General features: G+C 62.0%; 16 protein-coding genes. 5 read left to right on the top strand and 11 right to left on the bottom strand.

The window, feature by feature from the left end; translation table 11 throughout:
- Positions 1 to 19: 19 nt before the first annotated feature.
- Entirely contained in the window at positions 20 to 1258 is a 1239-nt protein-coding gene (locus M0D67_RS28075) for a cyanate transporter (RefSeq protein ID WP_266240557.1), read from the bottom strand.
- Positions 1259 to 1528: 270 nt separating this feature from the next.
- Here M0D67_RS28075 and M0D67_RS28070 point away from each other — a divergent pair, with 270 nt between their 5' ends.
- Entirely contained in the window at positions 1529 to 2272 is a 744-nt protein-coding gene (locus M0D67_RS28070) for a GntR family transcriptional regulator (protein ID WP_171928770.1), read from the top strand.
- A 244-nt stretch (positions 2273 to 2516) separates the two neighbouring features.
- On the opposite strand, the gene infA is transcribed toward M0D67_RS28070, so the two are convergent.
- The 3 genes from infA to M0D67_RS28055 form a co-directional block, all read right to left on the bottom strand.
- Positions 2517 to 2789, bottom strand: a complete 273-nt coding sequence (gene infA / locus M0D67_RS28065; protein WP_012427521.1) for a translation initiation factor IF-1 — start codon at positions 2787 to 2789, stop codon at positions 2517 to 2519.
- Between the two features lie 130 nt (positions 2790 to 2919).
- A complete protein-coding gene (locus M0D67_RS28060; RefSeq protein ID WP_093635985.1) occupies positions 2920 to 3201 on the bottom strand; it encodes a hypothetical protein in 282 nt (93 codons plus the stop codon).
- 566 nt (positions 3202 to 3767) lie between these two features.
- Positions 3768 to 3986 (bottom strand): hypothetical protein, encoded by a 219-nt coding sequence (locus M0D67_RS28055; protein WP_028194708.1) that lies wholly within the window; start codon positions 3984 to 3986, stop codon positions 3768 to 3770.
- 349 nt (positions 3987 to 4335) lie between these two features.
- Between M0D67_RS28055 and M0D67_RS28050 the strand changes: the two genes are divergently transcribed.
- Positions 4336 to 4980 carry a transcriptional regulator gene (locus tag M0D67_RS28050; RefSeq protein WP_266240556.1) on the top strand — a complete coding sequence of 215 codons (645 nt, stop codon included), beginning with the start codon at positions 4336 to 4338 and terminating at the stop codon, positions 4978 to 4980.
- A gap of 128 nt (positions 4981 to 5108) precedes the next feature.
- Here M0D67_RS28050 and M0D67_RS28045 read toward each other — a convergent pair whose 3' ends face one another.
- Positions 5109 to 5903, bottom strand: coding sequence for an SDR family oxidoreductase (locus tag M0D67_RS28045; RefSeq protein WP_266240555.1), 795 nt, complete (start codon positions 5901 to 5903; stop codon positions 5109 to 5111).
- Positions 5904 to 6100: 197 nt separating this feature from the next.
- Positions 6101 to 6505, bottom strand: a complete 405-nt coding sequence (locus M0D67_RS28040; RefSeq protein ID WP_171928768.1) for an OsmC family protein — start codon at positions 6503 to 6505, stop codon at positions 6101 to 6103.
- 244 nt (positions 6506 to 6749) lie between these two features.
- On the opposite strand from M0D67_RS28040, the gene M0D67_RS28035 reads away from it, so the two are divergent.
- On the top strand, positions 6750 to 6944 hold the full coding sequence (locus tag M0D67_RS28035) for a DUF1653 domain-containing protein (protein WP_171928767.1): 195 nt from the start codon (positions 6750 to 6752) through the stop codon (positions 6942 to 6944).
- Positions 6945 to 7030: 86 nt separating this feature from the next.
- Positions 7031 to 7225 (top strand): YqaE/Pmp3 family membrane protein, encoded by a 195-nt coding sequence (locus M0D67_RS28030; protein WP_028194701.1) that lies wholly within the window; start codon positions 7031 to 7033, stop codon positions 7223 to 7225.
- A gap of 44 nt (positions 7226 to 7269) precedes the next feature.
- Here M0D67_RS28030 and M0D67_RS28025 read toward each other — a convergent pair whose 3' ends face one another.
- Positions 7270 to 7569 (bottom strand): 2Fe-2S iron-sulfur cluster-binding protein, encoded by a 300-nt coding sequence (locus M0D67_RS28025; protein WP_266240554.1) that lies wholly within the window; start codon positions 7567 to 7569, stop codon positions 7270 to 7272.
- Between the two features lie 90 nt (positions 7570 to 7659).
- Positions 7660 to 9651: a sigma-54-dependent Fis family transcriptional regulator gene (locus M0D67_RS28020; RefSeq protein WP_266240553.1), complete on the bottom strand. Its 1992-nt coding sequence runs from the start codon at positions 9649 to 9651 to the stop codon at positions 7660 to 7662.
- 420 nt (positions 9652 to 10071) lie between these two features.
- On the opposite strand from M0D67_RS28020, the gene M0D67_RS28015 reads away from it, so the two are divergent.
- Positions 10072 to 10362, top strand: coding sequence for a DUF1488 domain-containing protein (locus M0D67_RS28015; protein WP_028194698.1), 291 nt, complete (start codon positions 10072 to 10074; stop codon positions 10360 to 10362).
- 267 nt (positions 10363 to 10629) lie between these two features.
- Here the strand turns inward: M0D67_RS28015 and M0D67_RS28010 are convergent, their stop codons facing one another.
- From M0D67_RS28010 to M0D67_RS28000, 3 genes are all read right to left on the bottom strand, one after another.
- Complete coding sequence (locus M0D67_RS28010; protein ID WP_154567863.1) at positions 10630 to 11166, bottom strand: cytochrome b; 537 nt, start codon at positions 11164 to 11166, stop codon at positions 10630 to 10632.
- Positions 11167 to 11442: 276 nt separating this feature from the next.
- Positions 11443 to 12744 carry an NCS2 family permease gene (locus M0D67_RS28005; RefSeq protein WP_266240552.1) on the bottom strand — a complete coding sequence of 434 codons (1302 nt, stop codon included), beginning with the start codon at positions 12742 to 12744 and terminating at the stop codon, positions 11443 to 11445.
- A gap of 492 nt (positions 12745 to 13236) precedes the next feature.
- A complete protein-coding gene (locus M0D67_RS28000; RefSeq protein ID WP_154567470.1) occupies positions 13237 to 13494 on the bottom strand; it encodes a DUF4148 domain-containing protein in 258 nt (85 codons plus the stop codon).
- Positions 13495 to 13615 lie beyond the last annotated feature (121 nt).

The following is a 13615-nucleotide window of genomic DNA, read 5'->3' as shown; positions in this document are numbered from 1 at the left end:
CACGCAGCATGCCAACGCATCAGTTCCATTTCGCGTAACTGCGGGGCGAAAAGAAGACACTCACGACGATCATGGCGGCAACGCTGCCGGCCAGCATGATCCAGGCGGCGCCGAACCCGCCAGTCCAGCCCCGGACCATGCCGGCAAAAACGGGCGTAATAGCCGCTACAACGAAGCCGACACCTTGCGTAAACGCGACAAGCTTTCCGGCCACGCTGTGGTGTGCCGAATGATCCATAGCGGTAACGAGCGTCAGCGAGAAGGTCCCGCCAAGCCCGGCGCCGGCAATGCCGACCCACACCAGCGGCGCGTCATCGGGCCAGAAGATCAAGCCAAGCAGGCCGACCAGTTGCGCCGACAATCCGAGGATCAGCCACGGGCGTCGATCCCGGAACGGTGCGGCAGCAAGAGGCAGCAGTAAGGCCGCGGCGGCCTGAAACACCGTCATGCCGGCAAGGAGCGAACCGCTCTCCGCGGCACTCGCGCCATGCTGTTGATAGAACGCCGGCAACCACGCGACGAGCGTCGTGTACCCGCCGTTAACGATCCCGAAGTACAAGCCAAGCGTCCACGCGCGCCGCTTGCGCCAGAGCGAAAAAGCGATTGCGTTTGCCGGAGCGGGTTGTGCCGCAGGGCCGTGCGAAGGTCCGCGGTTCAACCCCAGCCAGCACAGCAGGGCCACGAGAGCGGGAATCGCCCATACCGCGAGCCCTGCATGCCACGACCCCATCGCTGCGCTCACCCACGGACTCAAGCGTGCCCCGAGGCCGCCGCCACCCATGATCGATGCCGAGAAAACCCCCATCGCAAGCGGCACGCGTGCAGGGAAACGCTGCTTCAGGACGGCGGGCAGCAGCGCCTGAATCGCCGCGACACCGACGCCCGCGAGCGCCGCCGTCGCAAGAAGCGCAGCGCCGCCGGCGGTCGACCAGCGGTCGCCGCAGGCAAGCGCGATCGCCAGCAAACCGAGCGCAACGCCGCGCGTTTCGCCGATCGACCGGGTTAGCGCGCCCGCGCCGAATGCGCCGATGCCCATCGCGACGACCGGCAGGCTGGTCAACAGCGACGCGCCGTAAAAACTCAACCCGGTTGCGTCGCGGATCGTCGTCATCAAGGGGCTGATCGACGTCAGCAAGGGCCGAAGATTGATGCCGATCACGACAATCGCGCCCAGCCATAGCGCGTCTCGCCACGTGAGCGCGTGGGATACGGCGTTGGCATGGGCTGGGATCGGGCTTGCGCTGGAGTGCGAGTTCACAATGGACCTGAATGCGAGAGTGGGCGACACCTTGCAAGCGGGAAGAGGACGCTGCGGGGCGCTGCGCGACCAGCGGCGGCAAGGCGGATGACGAGGCGCGAGCAGGGTGAAAAAAGACCGTGCGCGACTATTTTGGTTAACCATAGTAACATTACATGGTTAACCATTTTCCTGATGCCCGGTATAAGTCCGAGCGCCCGCAAATGGCGCTAGCCACCCCGCGTCGCTACAATGCCGGGCGATATCGCTCTGTTCTCCATTACTGAACCCATGGTCTCCCGTTCCTCGCGTACGCCGTCCGCCAACGCCGGCACACCCATCCGCAGCGCGACCGAAGACGACTCGATCAGCGTCGAAGAGCGCATTTATGCGTCGATTACCGTGGCATTGCTGCAAGGTCGTCTGCGGCCGGGCGCGCAACTGGTCGAGCGCGATCTCGCCGCGGCGTTCGGTTGTACGCGCGGTGCGTTGCGCAAGGTGCTCGCGCGGCTGGGTTTCGAGGGCAAGCTGGTGCTCGAGGCGAATCGCGGCGCGTTCGTGCCGTCGCCATCGGAAGAAGACATTCGTCAGGTGTATCGCGCCCGGCAGATTGTCGAGGCGGGCATCGTGGCGGCTTTATGCGGGAATTTGAGTGCGGCTCACAAGCGCCGCCTGCGCGCCCATGTGCGCAGCGAAGAGAAGGCGTCACACGCCGGCGCAGTCGAAGAATCCGTGCGGCTCGCAGGCCAGTTTCATGTGCTGTTGACGGAACTGGCGGGCGGGACGGAATTGCTCGGACTGGTTGGGCAACTCGTCGCAAAGACCGAGTTATACAAGGCCTTGTTCGACCCGTCGAAGGGTTCGGCCTGCTCCGCGGACGAGCATATGCAGATCATCGAAGCGCTCGATGCGGGCGACCTGCATGCGGCCCTGGCGGCGATGCGCGAGCATCTGTCGGAGCTGGAGGAGCGGGTGGTCGAACAGGTGCGCAAAAGCGCCGCCGGAGAGGATCTCGGTGCGGTGTTCGGGGTATGAAAAGGAAGCAACGGAAACTGCGCAAGGGTGCGAGACACCCGACTGCGGCAGGACGGGTCGAGGCGCCAGGCGTGCTGCAAAGCGCGTAACCCATGCGACGCCGCGGCGCGCCGCTCAGGCTCGAGTCAACGAATCAAGCCGGAGAAGGCGCGCGAAAGGCTTCGCGAACAACCAGATAGCAACAATTGACCACGCCCGGACCGGTCATGAAACAACTCAGGAAGCGGTCAGCGTGCCGCCAGCCTTAACGGCGACGGAATTGGGTATTGCGTGCGCCGCCGCCACCGGTGGCGCGTTCGTCTTTGTGACGGAAATTGATCCGGCCTTTGGTCAGATCGTAAACCGACAGTTCCAGCGTCACGCGGTCGCCCGCGAGAATACGGATGTGATTCTTGCGCATGCGCCCGGACGCGTAAGCGCCAACCACGACGCCGTTGTCGAGCGTCACGCGGTAACGACTGTCCGGAAGTACTTCGTCGACGATACCGTCAAGTTCAAGCAGTTCTTCTTTCGCCATGCATAACTCCTGGTCGATGGGATAAGTGGGTGTTGGCCGCGCGGTTAAGCCTGGCGCAACATCTGATACGGTTGACAGTTGGCTTTCAGGCCAACTGCTGCGGCACCAGCGGATTCGCTGATAGTACCGCTCAAAGATCGGCGACGGACTGGCCGTCTACACGGCCGTCGATCAATTGCTCGGCGTGGGCCATGCACGCAATGCGCGCCTTGCCCGTGCCGTCGAACGGAAACAGATACTGCAGACGGAACACACGCCCGTCGGCTGCCGGATTGGCGCCCACGCGGCAGATGCGCACCGACGCGTCGTAACCTGCGTCCGGATTGCGGCCCGTCTGACCGTCCGCCGGGCGGCGCGGATAGACGAGCGGGTGAATTTCGTAACCCTTGTACGTCTTGACAACTGAATTCATGAAGCACGTGTCCTGTATTACGTGGCCGCCGTGTCACGCGTGTTACGCGCGGCACGACAGACCCGGCAGCGCAGCACCTTGGGGCGCGCCGCCATGGAAAAAGGTTGGCACAGGCCCGATGGCAAGGGCATGAGCGCGGCCGCGCAAAATCGCGGATTCGATGGAGAAGAAACACGCTGATGTCGCGCAGACATCGGGCGCGTAAATGAACCACTCAGCTGCACAACTCGCGACGGCGAATGCAGGCGGCGCATTGCCGGAGTGACGGGATCGCTGACAGGCAGCGGTCGAACAGTCGGGGGTGGTGCGGAGACGCCGATTGATACTGTGCTTGGTACTGCCGCTTGTATTCCCGCGCTGCATTCCCGATAGTGCGGATGCGGAATACAGCTATTCCAATATGATGCACTAAATGGGGCTAATTGGATAGCAAAAAGTTCCGCGCGCGGGCAAACCGCCCAGCCGGCGGGGCTTTGGGCGAAAAAGGGCTGCCGCGAACGGAGCGCCGGGGCATGAGCGGCACGCCGTGTATGAGACCGCGCCGCGAGGGTGAAGGCGGGCGAGCTTCAGCGGGTGGTTTCGGCGACGCGCTTTTGCAGCTCGCGTGAAGCGGCGAGCGGGATGCGCGCATCATCCCAGCCGGCGAGCCATTCGACTTCCTTCGAGGTAAAAATCTGCCCGTGATTGCGCAGCGTGTATTGCAGTGAATCGATGATGTGATTGCGGATGATTTCGGGCGTGCCTTCGTCATCGAGCACGGCGCGAAACGCTTCGAGCGTAGCCATCTGTTGCTCCGTGAAATAGTTGGTTCTTTTATCGCACGAAAAAAAATCGCCCGCCAAGCGAACAAAAATCGGCGGGTGCGGATGCAACAACCGGAACAAGGCAGCTGCATGTCGTCGAGCGCCCATCAAGGCCCCGCGCGCGATGCGGCCCCGCAATAAAAAAGCCGCTGCGCTGGCGCCGTGCCGTCGCGGTCGTCGCTGGCGATTGGGGTCGTTACAATGGCGAGTTGCAGCGCGCGGCTGTCCGGCGTTGTTGTGCTTGCCTCGGCTGCCGGCCATAACCTCGGCGTCCCTTTTTGCTCAATCAGGCTAAAGCGGCGCCGCCTCCCTGGAACACTGCGATTTCTCAATGCGCAAGACAACCGTCTCTCCTGTGAAAGACCTGCTGCTGGACCGCTACGCACCCATCGCAGACGGCATTGCGGCCTTGTTCTATCCGTGTGCCGAAGTCGTGATTCACGACCTGCGTGATCAGACCATCGCGTATCTCGTGAACAACCTGTCGAAGCTCGAAGTCGGTGGCCCTTCGGTACTCGATGAAGTCCACTACGCGGCGCGCGGCCGGACGATCGGGCCGTACGAGAAGCTCAACTGGGACGGCCGTCGCATGCGCTGCGTGAGCAGCATCCTGTTCGACGACGAGGGCAAGCCGGCCGGCATGCTGTGCGTCAACTTCAACATCGCGGTGTTTGAAGATGTGCGCTCCACGCTAGATCTGTTCATCAAGGGCGGCAATCTGACAGACGCGCCCGCGGAAGAGCTGTTCCGGGATGACTGGCAGGACCGCATCAACACGTTCCTGCACACCTGGCTGCGCGAGCGGCAAATCGGCATCAATGCACTCACGCGCGAACACAAGCGGGAAATCGTCGAGGCGCTGCATGCGCAGGGCGCGTTTCGCGGCCGCAGTTCGGCGAACTATGTGGCCGCTGTGTTGACGATGGGGCGCGCCACCGTCTATAAGATTCTGAAGCAGATGAAAGAGGGCGGCTGACGGTTCTTCAGATCGCAGTGGGCTGGCGCTGCCCAGCGCCGGACCCGGCAGTGAGCCGATGATCAAGCTGATCAGTGTGCCGATGCGCCCGGGAGATTGTGGCCGCACCGCTGGAAGAATCACTGCGTTCAGCTATGCAGTCCCATTTTGCTGCTCGCCATGGCGGCGACACGGACCACGAGCCCCCTGGGAAGCAAGCGTGACAGCAAGGTCGCGGCTCGCACGCTGGTCCGCCCCGGATACGCAACCGCCTTTCTTTTGTCGAAGGCCTTGAGCGTTTCCTGAACGACGGACTCCGAGCTGTCCATGTCTTTCGGCGACACATTGGTCGACACCCCGTCGAAGAAGCTCGTTGCCGTAGGTCCCGGACAGGCCGCCATCACATGCACGCCCGTGCCGACGAGTTCGAATTGCAGCGCCTCGCTGAAGAAAAGGACGAAAGCCTTGGTCGCCGCGTAAGTGGCCATATGCGGGAGGGGCTGAAAGCTCGCGTTGGACGCGAGGTTGATGATGCCGCCCCTGCCGCGTTTCGCCATGCCGCTGCCAAACCGATGACTGAGAGCGACGAGCGCCTGAACGTTGACCTGAATCTGCGACTGCTCTTTCGTCGGATCGTGCGAGAGGAAACTACCGGTCAGACCTAGCCCGGCATTGTTGACGAGCAGATCGACCTGAATGCCGCGGCGCTCGAGTTCCTCGCCGATCTGGAGGGCGGCGTCGGGATGGCTCAAGTCGATATTCAGCGCAACGGTTTGCACGCCGTGTCTGGCGGAAAGTCCTTCCGCCAGAGCCTGCAATGTGTCAGCAGAGCGGGCGACCAGCACAAGGTTCATGCCGCGTGCGGCCAGCGTCTCCGCAAAGACCTTGCCAAGTCCTTTTGAGGCTCCGGTAATCAGGGCGGTCGAGCCGCGATAGACAAACATGTTCTGCTCCTTGCTGCGGGGTGAGCCTGCATTTGCGTTGCGTGCGTCATCTCAGGTCGCCGGTCAACAGCATCGACTCGATGCTGAACGCCGGACTGTTCTGAGGACGTGACGCATTGTGCGAGCTGGAGCGTTTTTTGATAATTGGCGTGTCTTTTGAATCATTTTCAAAAAAAACGGAAAGATCGTGGGCCGCCTCACCACTGCATCGTCGTGTCGATTCGTGTTCCCCGTTTGATGAACAGGGTGACCGGCGTCTTCTCGCAGATTTCGCCAAGGCGCTTGCGCTGGCTATCGTCGAGAGGCCCATCGACGGATACAGTGCGCCGAATATATTGACCGCCGTCGCGCTCGACGTGCAATTGCGTGTCGACCTTGATCCGGCCGCCCGGCCATGCTTTCTTCTGCATGTACATCCTGAGCGTTGCTGCGGTGCATGCCGCGAGACCCGAGAGGACGAATTCGAAGGGGGCCGGGCCGCTATCCTGTCCCCCTTCGCGCGGCCCTTCATCACCGAGCAGGCTGTGTGTGCCCGCATCGATTTTGACGACATAGTTGGGTGAATCTGCGTCCGAGGTGGCGGTTGCGATCGCGAGAGTCATCATTGTCCTCATTGGTGTCACGTCAAAAGATTGAGCGCATGCCCATGCCACTGGCTGGGCACGCGGCGAAATGCGCGGGCGAAGGTTTCTCTGCAAGTGTTGGCGATAGCGTAAGCCTGCATCAGTGATCTTTCGGGGTCCAGCACAGGTTTACAATGACAGCCGCAATAAAACCACGTGCTCTGCTTCGGAGGACGTCGGCCCGTTTATAAAAGATTCCGTTGATCGGGACAGGAGTAGTTGAATGGTGCGTTATCGACACTACAAAGGCGGCATTTACGAGCTGGTTTGCGAGGCCACGCTGGAGTCCGATCCGACGATCACGATGATCGTCTACAAAGCCAGCAATGGTACGATCTGGACCCGTCCGGCTTCGGTGTTTTTCGAGCTGGTCGAAGTCGAAGGTATCAAGGTGCCGCGCTTCGCACCGATCAACTAGGCTGCCTCGTTCAGGCAGTCGTTATCGTCATCACGATTGCACTCGAAGAACGTGTGCCGCCAGGTCAATACAAACAGGAAATCTGAATGCGTCTTTTGCTTGCCATCATTCTGCCGTGGTTTCAGTTCTTCACGATCGGCCGGCCTTTTGCCGGAATCATCTGCCTGATTCTGCAGATCACACTGATCGGCTGGATTCCGGCTGCGATCTGGTCGGTGTATGCACTGAGTCAGTACAACACCGACAAGAAAATCGCCCGGGCGATGGGCAACGGTCGGTAAGGCTGAATGCAATGCGGGCAGCGCGAGGCGCAGTCCTCGCGCTGCTATATTTCGACCGCGTCCGGAGCCTCGATCACCACGTCGGCTTCCGCGATCGCCACACACGGCAGGATGTAGCCTTCCGCTTTTTCTTCCCGGCTGAGACCCGGCCATTCGATCGTGTAGCGCACGCGTCCCGCCGTCATTTTGCATAGGCAGGTGCGGCATGTGCCGTTGCGACACGAGCGCGGCAGACGCAGATTCGCAAAGCCGGCGGCCTCGAGGATCGTCAGCGAATCGGGCGCTTCGAAGCTTTGGCCAAGTGGCTCGACGCGAACGAGGGGTGGGCGGGTGGAGTCGGACATCGTGTGAATCGGTGACGGATTGCGCCACACTTTACACGCTGCACAGAGTGCTCACAGCACGCCACCGAACTCGCAGGCATCTTCGCCGTTTCAATGCGTCGTGTTCCCACGCCGCAGATACCGATACACCGTATTTCGCGCAAGCCCCAACTCGCGTGCCGCTGCGGACACGTTACCGTCGAGTCGAGCGAGCGTTTGTGCAATCAACGTAGTCTGCCAATCTTCCATCCGCGCGGGCGACGCATTCGTAGGCGCGGCCGGTTTTTCGCGCTCGCCACAGCCATCGCCGTTGCTCGAAAGCGCCACTGGAGGTTGGGCGCTTTCGTCGACCGCCGCATCCCCACAATCCTGCAGAAAATCGTCCGGCAAATCCTCGAGTTCGATCTGCTGCGCGCCTTCGGCCATGATGCTGGCGGTGCGCAGCACGTTAGCCAATTGCCGCAGATTGCCTGGCCAGCGGCATTGCGCAAAGCGCTCCAGCACCTCATCGGACACGCGAGGCGGTAACCGCTCGCCATCCGGCTGCAATGCCAGCATGCGCTCGACGAGCGCCGCCAGATCGCTGCGCTCACGCAGCGCCGGCAGGGTGACGACGAGGCCGTTGATCCGGTAATACAGGTCTTCGCGGAAGGTGCCGGCTTCGATCATCGCGCGCAGGTTGCGGTGAGTTGCGCAGACAATGCGCAGATCGACCGGAATCGCCCGCGTGCCGCCGAGCGGCACGACGGTGCGCTCCTGCAACACGCGCATCAGGCGCACTTGCTGGGTGAGCGGCATGTCGCCGATTTCGTCGAGAAAAAGCGTACCGCCATCGGCCTGCACGATCTTGCCGACGCTGCCGCGTTTCTTTGCGCCGGTGAACGCGCCGTCTTCGTAGCCGAACAACTCCGCCTCGATCAGCGTGTCGGGCAACGACGCGCAATTCAGCGCGACGAAGGGCGCGGCCCGCCGCGGCGAATCGTGATGGATGGCGCGGGCGAGCCATTCCTTGCCGGTGCCGGTTTTGCCGAGCACGAGAATGGGAATATCGCGTCCGCGCAGCTTGGCGACTCTTCGCAGGATCGCCGCGACCGTTGCATCGCCGGTATCGAGCGTTTCGAGAGTGGCGAGCGGTGCCATCTCGCAGGGCTGGGCCGCAGCACGCGCGCCGTTGGACGTGGCCGTACGCGCTGCGTCAGCAAAGCCTTCTGATGAACCGACATAACGTGGCGCAGCAAATTCGCCGCGTGCGACTACGCGCACGCCGCTCGGCAGCGTCAGCTCGATACTTTCGCCTGGCGCGCGGGCGACCTGCTGCAACACTCTGGCAAAGGTGACCCCGAACAGTGCGTCGAACGGTTGCCGTAACAGCTCGCCAAGCGGCTGCCCGAATTGAAACAGTGCGCTGCGATTCGCGGACAGGAATGTGCCGTCCGGCGCGAACGCCGCGAGCCCTTCATACAGCGTGCCGATAAATTCCGCGCGCGCGTGAAAGTGAATGCGAATGGCGTCGACGAATTGATTGGAGAACAGATGATTTTCGATCATCTGCGCCGACATCCGTACAAGCGCAAGCGTGTGCTTGTGGAAGCCGCGCGTGTCGCCACTGACGTCGAGTGCGCCGATAGTGCGCCCGAACGGATCGGCGATGGGCGCGCACGAACAGGTGAGAATCCGGTTCGCGTGCAGGAAGTGCTCGCCGGCATGCACGACGGTCGGCTGCCCGTCGATCAGGGCGGTGCCGATCGCGTTGGTGCCGCGATCCGCTTCGGCCCATGACACGCCCGGGCACAACGCGACGCGATTGGCTTTTTCGACAAAGTCGCTGTCACCGAGACTGTGGAGAATCACGCCGTGATTGTCGGTGAGCAGCACCATGCTTTGCGTGTCGACGATCTGCGCGTGCAGCGTCTCCATGACAGGGAGCGCGTGGGTATAGAGCGACTGGTTGCGTTCGACGAGTTCACGCAGGGCGGGGCGGCGCAGCGGATGAAAGTCCGGCGTTTCCGACGCTCGCAGGCCGACTTCGAGCGAGCGGGCATGAGCTTGCGCGATGACATCTGGCCGACCGATGATGGGTGGCGTGGCAGAACGATGGACCAATGCATGTCTCCGGTTATCGGATCCGACGGGTGCGTTGCCCGCCGTTGCGTTCCGCAGTGCAACATACGCGTCTGCGGCCGAACACCGATATTACAGGACGAAACCGGCCCCTGGCGAAAGCCGCGCAGCACGAATAAAACCGGGTCGCGCGAGAGAGAAAAAGCGCCTCAAAAGACCACGTCAGGCACCAAAATCAAGCAAACAAAAAGGAAAACTTGCGCAGCGGCCGAACTCGTCTACAGTGAATCAAATCACCTCCGCGGGGCGCGAAGTACGGCGCTCGCGAAACTATGGGGTGACGGACCCGCGCCACCAGCATTCGACAAGGAGGAAAAAGCGCTGCAGGTGCGACCAGTGTTAACCAGCGTGCGCAGTACCAATCGACCCATGCGCAGCACCCAACCTTTAAGGTGAACACCCATGCAGATACTATTCCCGAACGAAACTCCTGAATATTCAGGTCGCGAACTTACCTTGGCGTTCCCGGCGATGGTTGATGGGCAAAGGGTGGAGTGCATGATCACCGCTGAGGCGCTGGAAGATCACTTTGGCGCCGCATCGCCACGTCTGGAGGACATGGTCGGCGCATTCGACGCGCACCGGGCCCGCATCGAAGCGGCCACGAGGCGTCTGCTATCGGAAACGCGGGCGCAATGTCTGGTGCTGAGGAGCGGCTACGTGCGCTTCTATGAAGCGAACTGGCGCAACTGAGCGAATCCGCGCCTGCCGGGTGTCAGCCCGAAAACAGGCCACGAAGTCAGCCCAAACGTAAGCCCAACGAGCGGGCACAGCAGAAAAGCAGAACCAGCCGCGCAAGAGCAACACGAGACGCAAACCCAGGCGCGGCGTCCGCACCTCAACGGGTCCACAACTGGCCGCGGCCGTTCGCGCCGCCCAGGTCTGCACTCGCGCGGCTGTAAGTTCCAGATACCGCGAAGGCAAGCGCCAATGCCGCATGCGCCGGAGACTGGAAGCCGATCAAACCATCCGCCGCAGCGTCCGATCCTTGAACACCACGTGATGCGCAATCGCCGCGAGCGCGTGTAATCCGATCACCCAGTAAAACGCATTGCCGAGCCACTCATGTGCTGTCTTGAGCAATGGCCGCGCAAGCGGATCCGCGCCGACCAGCGTGAAGCTGAAGTTGATCCAGGCCAGCGTGACCGGATGCCCGCCGGTATTGACCAACAGCATGCCCAGCAGCGGCTGCGCGAAGATAAAGATGTACAGGGCGAGATGCGCGGCGCGCGCCAGGAAGGCGAGCAGGCGATTACCTTCGACTTCCGCAGGCGCGCCGGCCCACAGACGCCATAGCACGCGCAGGACCGCCAGTCCCAGCACGAGGGTACCGGCGCAGAAATGCACGTTGCTCCAGAAGACCCTGCTGTCCGAGCCTTTCGGTCCGCGGATTTCGATTGCCAGATAAGCGAGCGCGATCAGCAGAAAGATCGCCCAGTGGAAGAAGATGGCGGGCGACGTATAACGGTCCGTGGTGCGGCTGTGGCTGTAGGACATGCAGGGAACTCCCGTGACCGGTTGGTTGTTTTTTATCAATCATCAGATGATAAAGGGTGCCCAACCAGAACGGGCACCCTCAATCAAATGATTGTTGATCCAGACTGAACCGTGACCGGACGCAGCGACGATGCCTCAGTGCTTTCAGTCAGGCTGCGAAGCGATGCGCGTTGCGCGTTGCAGCATCGCGCAACGCTTCGCAATGTCATGCCACGGCATGTCACGTGTTGTCCTGCGCTTTCACTCCCGTGCCTTCACGTTAATTGCCGCCGCAGCTTATTCGCTGCCGAGGTAGAAATAGCGGAACAGGAAAATCGCCGCGATGATCCACACCACCAGTTTCACTTTGCGCGCCTGGCCGGTCAGCAGTTTCAGACCGGCATACGAGATGAAGCCGAACGCGACGCCATTGGCGATCGAGTAGGTGAACGGCATCAACAGTGCGGTCAGGGCGGCCGGCACGACTTCGGTGGCGTCGTCCCACGGCAGATCGAGCATTTCGCGCAGCATCAGGCAGGACACGTACAACAGGGCCGGCGCCGTCGCGTAGCCGGGCACCACGCCCGCCAGCGGCGCAAAAAACAGCGCTGCGAGAAACAGCACGGCGACGGTGATCGCCGTCACACCCGTGCGGCCGCCGGCCTGCACGCCCGAGGCGCTTTCGATATACGCCGTGGTCGACGAGGTGCCCAGCATCGAGCCGGCCAGAATCGCCGTGCTGTCGGCGAGCAGAGCGCGGTTCAGCCGGAACATCTTGCCCTCGACCAGCAGCCCGGCGCGATTGGCCACGCCCATCAGCGTGCCCGTCGCGTCGAACAGTTCGACGAGGAAGAACACCAGAATCACGTTCAGCACGCCGCCGGAGAGCGCGCCGCGAATGTCGAGCTGGAACAGCGTCGGTGCAATCGACGGCGGCGCGGAGACGATGCCGTGAAACTGATTGCCGCCGAAGAAAAAGCTCAGCACCGTCACGCCGACAATGCCGATCAGGATCGAACCGCGCACCCGCAGATAGTCGAGTGTGACGATCGCGAAGAAGCCAATCACCGCGAGGATCACGTGCGCGTTGTGCAGATCGCCGAGCGTGACGAGCGTGGCCGGATTGCCGACCACCACACCGGCCGACTTCAGCGAAATGATCGCGAGAAAGAGGCCGATACCGCCGGTGATGGCAATGCGTATGGAATGCGGAATCCCGTTGACGATCACCTCTCGCACGCGAAACAGCGTGACGATCAGGAACAGGCAGCCGGAGATGAACACCGCGCCGAGCGCGGCTTGCCACGTGAAGCCCATGCCTTTCACGACGGTGTACGCGAAGTACGCATTCAGACCCATACCGGGTGCGAGCGCGATCGGGTAGTTGGCGTAGAGACCCATGATCACCGAGGCCAGCGCGGCCACGATGCAGGTCGCGACGAACACCGCGTCCTTCGGCATGCCGGCGTCGCCGAGAATCGCCGGGTTGACGAAGATGATGTAGGCCATCGTCAGGAAGGTGGTCAGCCCGGCGAGCACTTCGGTGCGCAGGTTGGTGCCGGCGGCTTCGAAGCCGAAGTATCGTTTTATGGAGTCCATGAGGCGGGTCTCTTGTTGTTCAAAAGCGTTTCTTGTGGTTGATACGGGCAATGCGTCGCGAATAAGCGGGCGACTCTGCCGTCCGACACGGCACCGATGCACCAAGCGGCGAAGCCTACGGGCGGATTGTAGTCATGATTGGCGGTGGCGCACCGGTTTGCGTGAGTTTGCGTGACTGTGGGCTGTGCCGAAGGGGCGAGATGATACCTTGCCAGCGCGCGGGGCGGCGCGGCAAGCGAATTTACGATGTTGCGGCGGGAAACGGCGGGCTTGCGGGGGCGTGGGGACAGGCGGAGCCTGGCGGGGCGGCGTGAATTGAAACGATTCGGCCAGAAGCCAGCCGTAAAAATGCAGATAGAAGGCGCAGGAGGGGAAAAGAGCGCGGCAGGCGATTCATGCGTGGACGTGCAGGGTATCCAAGGCCGGCGCCGCCTGCGACCTTTGCAGTCGCGAGCAGTCCGGCCTGCCGCTTCAAGGCCAGGATGAGACTGATTACTGCGCCGTGCTCCCATTCATCTGCTGCGCCCGCCGCGCGGCGACGATGCGGCCCGCGCGTTGCGCGTTGTCCGGATAGTCGATCCAGTCGAGCGGATCGTAGCCGGCGGCGCGCCAGGCGGCCAGATCGGCTTTCACCTGGGCGCGCGTTAGCGGCGCCGACGGGTCGTAAGGTCGCGAAGTCTGTGCAAACGCGCTGCTTACACTCATGGCGGCTAACAGCGCGCCGAGTCCAACTAGAGAAGCGATTTTCATGATTGGCTCCTATGGAGCGGTTAAAAACGACCCCTAAATTTTAAATTTCATGGTCATTCCGAGTAAGTCGATTGCAGGCAATGCACCATTTCACCCCGTGATCCAAAGCGGGCTAAAGTGA

Origin of the sequence: Paraburkholderia sp. SECH4, assembly GCF_030511745.1 — a bacterium.
Classification (GTDB): Bacteria; Pseudomonadota; Gammaproteobacteria; order Burkholderiales; family Burkholderiaceae; genus Paraburkholderia; species Paraburkholderia madseniana.
The sequence above is the reverse complement of the archived record's forward strand: the minus strand, read 5'-3'. Positions and strand labels throughout refer to the sequence as shown.

Bases quoted from the DNA above. Each gene is read 5' to 3' on its own strand.
- M0D67_RS28070 (WP_171928770.1), top strand. From the start codon at position 1,529: ATGGTCTCCCGTTCCTCGCGTACGCCGTCCGCCAACGCCGGCACACCC.
- infA (WP_012427521.1), bottom strand. From the start codon at position 2,789: ATGGCGAAAGAAGAACTGCTTGAACTTGACGGTATCGTCGACGAAGTA.
- M0D67_RS28060 (WP_093635985.1), bottom strand. From the start codon at position 3,201: ATGAATTCAGTTGTCAAGACGTACAAGGGTTACGAAATTCACCCGCTC.
- M0D67_RS28055 (WP_028194708.1), bottom strand. From the start codon at position 3,986: ATGGCTACGCTCGAAGCGTTTCGCGCCGTGCTCGATGACGAAGGCACG.
- M0D67_RS28050 (WP_266240556.1), top strand. From the start codon at position 4,336: ATGCGCAAGACAACCGTCTCTCCTGTGAAAGACCTGCTGCTGGACCGC.
- M0D67_RS28045 (WP_266240555.1), bottom strand. From the start codon at position 5,903: ATGTTTGTCTATCGCGGCTCGACCGCCCTGATTACCGGAGCCTCAAAA.
- M0D67_RS28040 (WP_171928768.1), bottom strand. From the start codon at position 6,505: ATGACTCTCGCGATCGCAACCGCCACCTCGGACGCAGATTCACCCAAC.
- M0D67_RS28035 (WP_171928767.1), top strand. From the start codon at position 6,750: ATGGTGCGTTATCGACACTACAAAGGCGGCATTTACGAGCTGGTTTGC.
- M0D67_RS28030 (WP_028194701.1), top strand. From the start codon at position 7,031: ATGCGTCTTTTGCTTGCCATCATTCTGCCGTGGTTTCAGTTCTTCACG.
- M0D67_RS28025 (WP_266240554.1), bottom strand. From the start codon at position 7,569: ATGTCCGACTCCACCCGCCCACCCCTCGTTCGCGTCGAGCCACTTGGC.
- M0D67_RS28015 (WP_028194698.1), top strand. From the start codon at position 10,072: ATGCAGATACTATTCCCGAACGAAACTCCTGAATATTCAGGTCGCGAA.
- M0D67_RS28010 (WP_154567863.1), bottom strand. From the start codon at position 11,166: ATGTCCTACAGCCACAGCCGCACCACGGACCGTTATACGTCGCCCGCC.
- M0D67_RS28005 (WP_266240552.1), bottom strand. From the start codon at position 12,744: ATGGACTCCATAAAACGATACTTCGGCTTCGAAGCCGCCGGCACCAAC.
- M0D67_RS28000 (WP_154567470.1), bottom strand. From the start codon at position 13,494: ATGAAAATCGCTTCTCTAGTTGGACTCGGCGCGCTGTTAGCCGCCATG.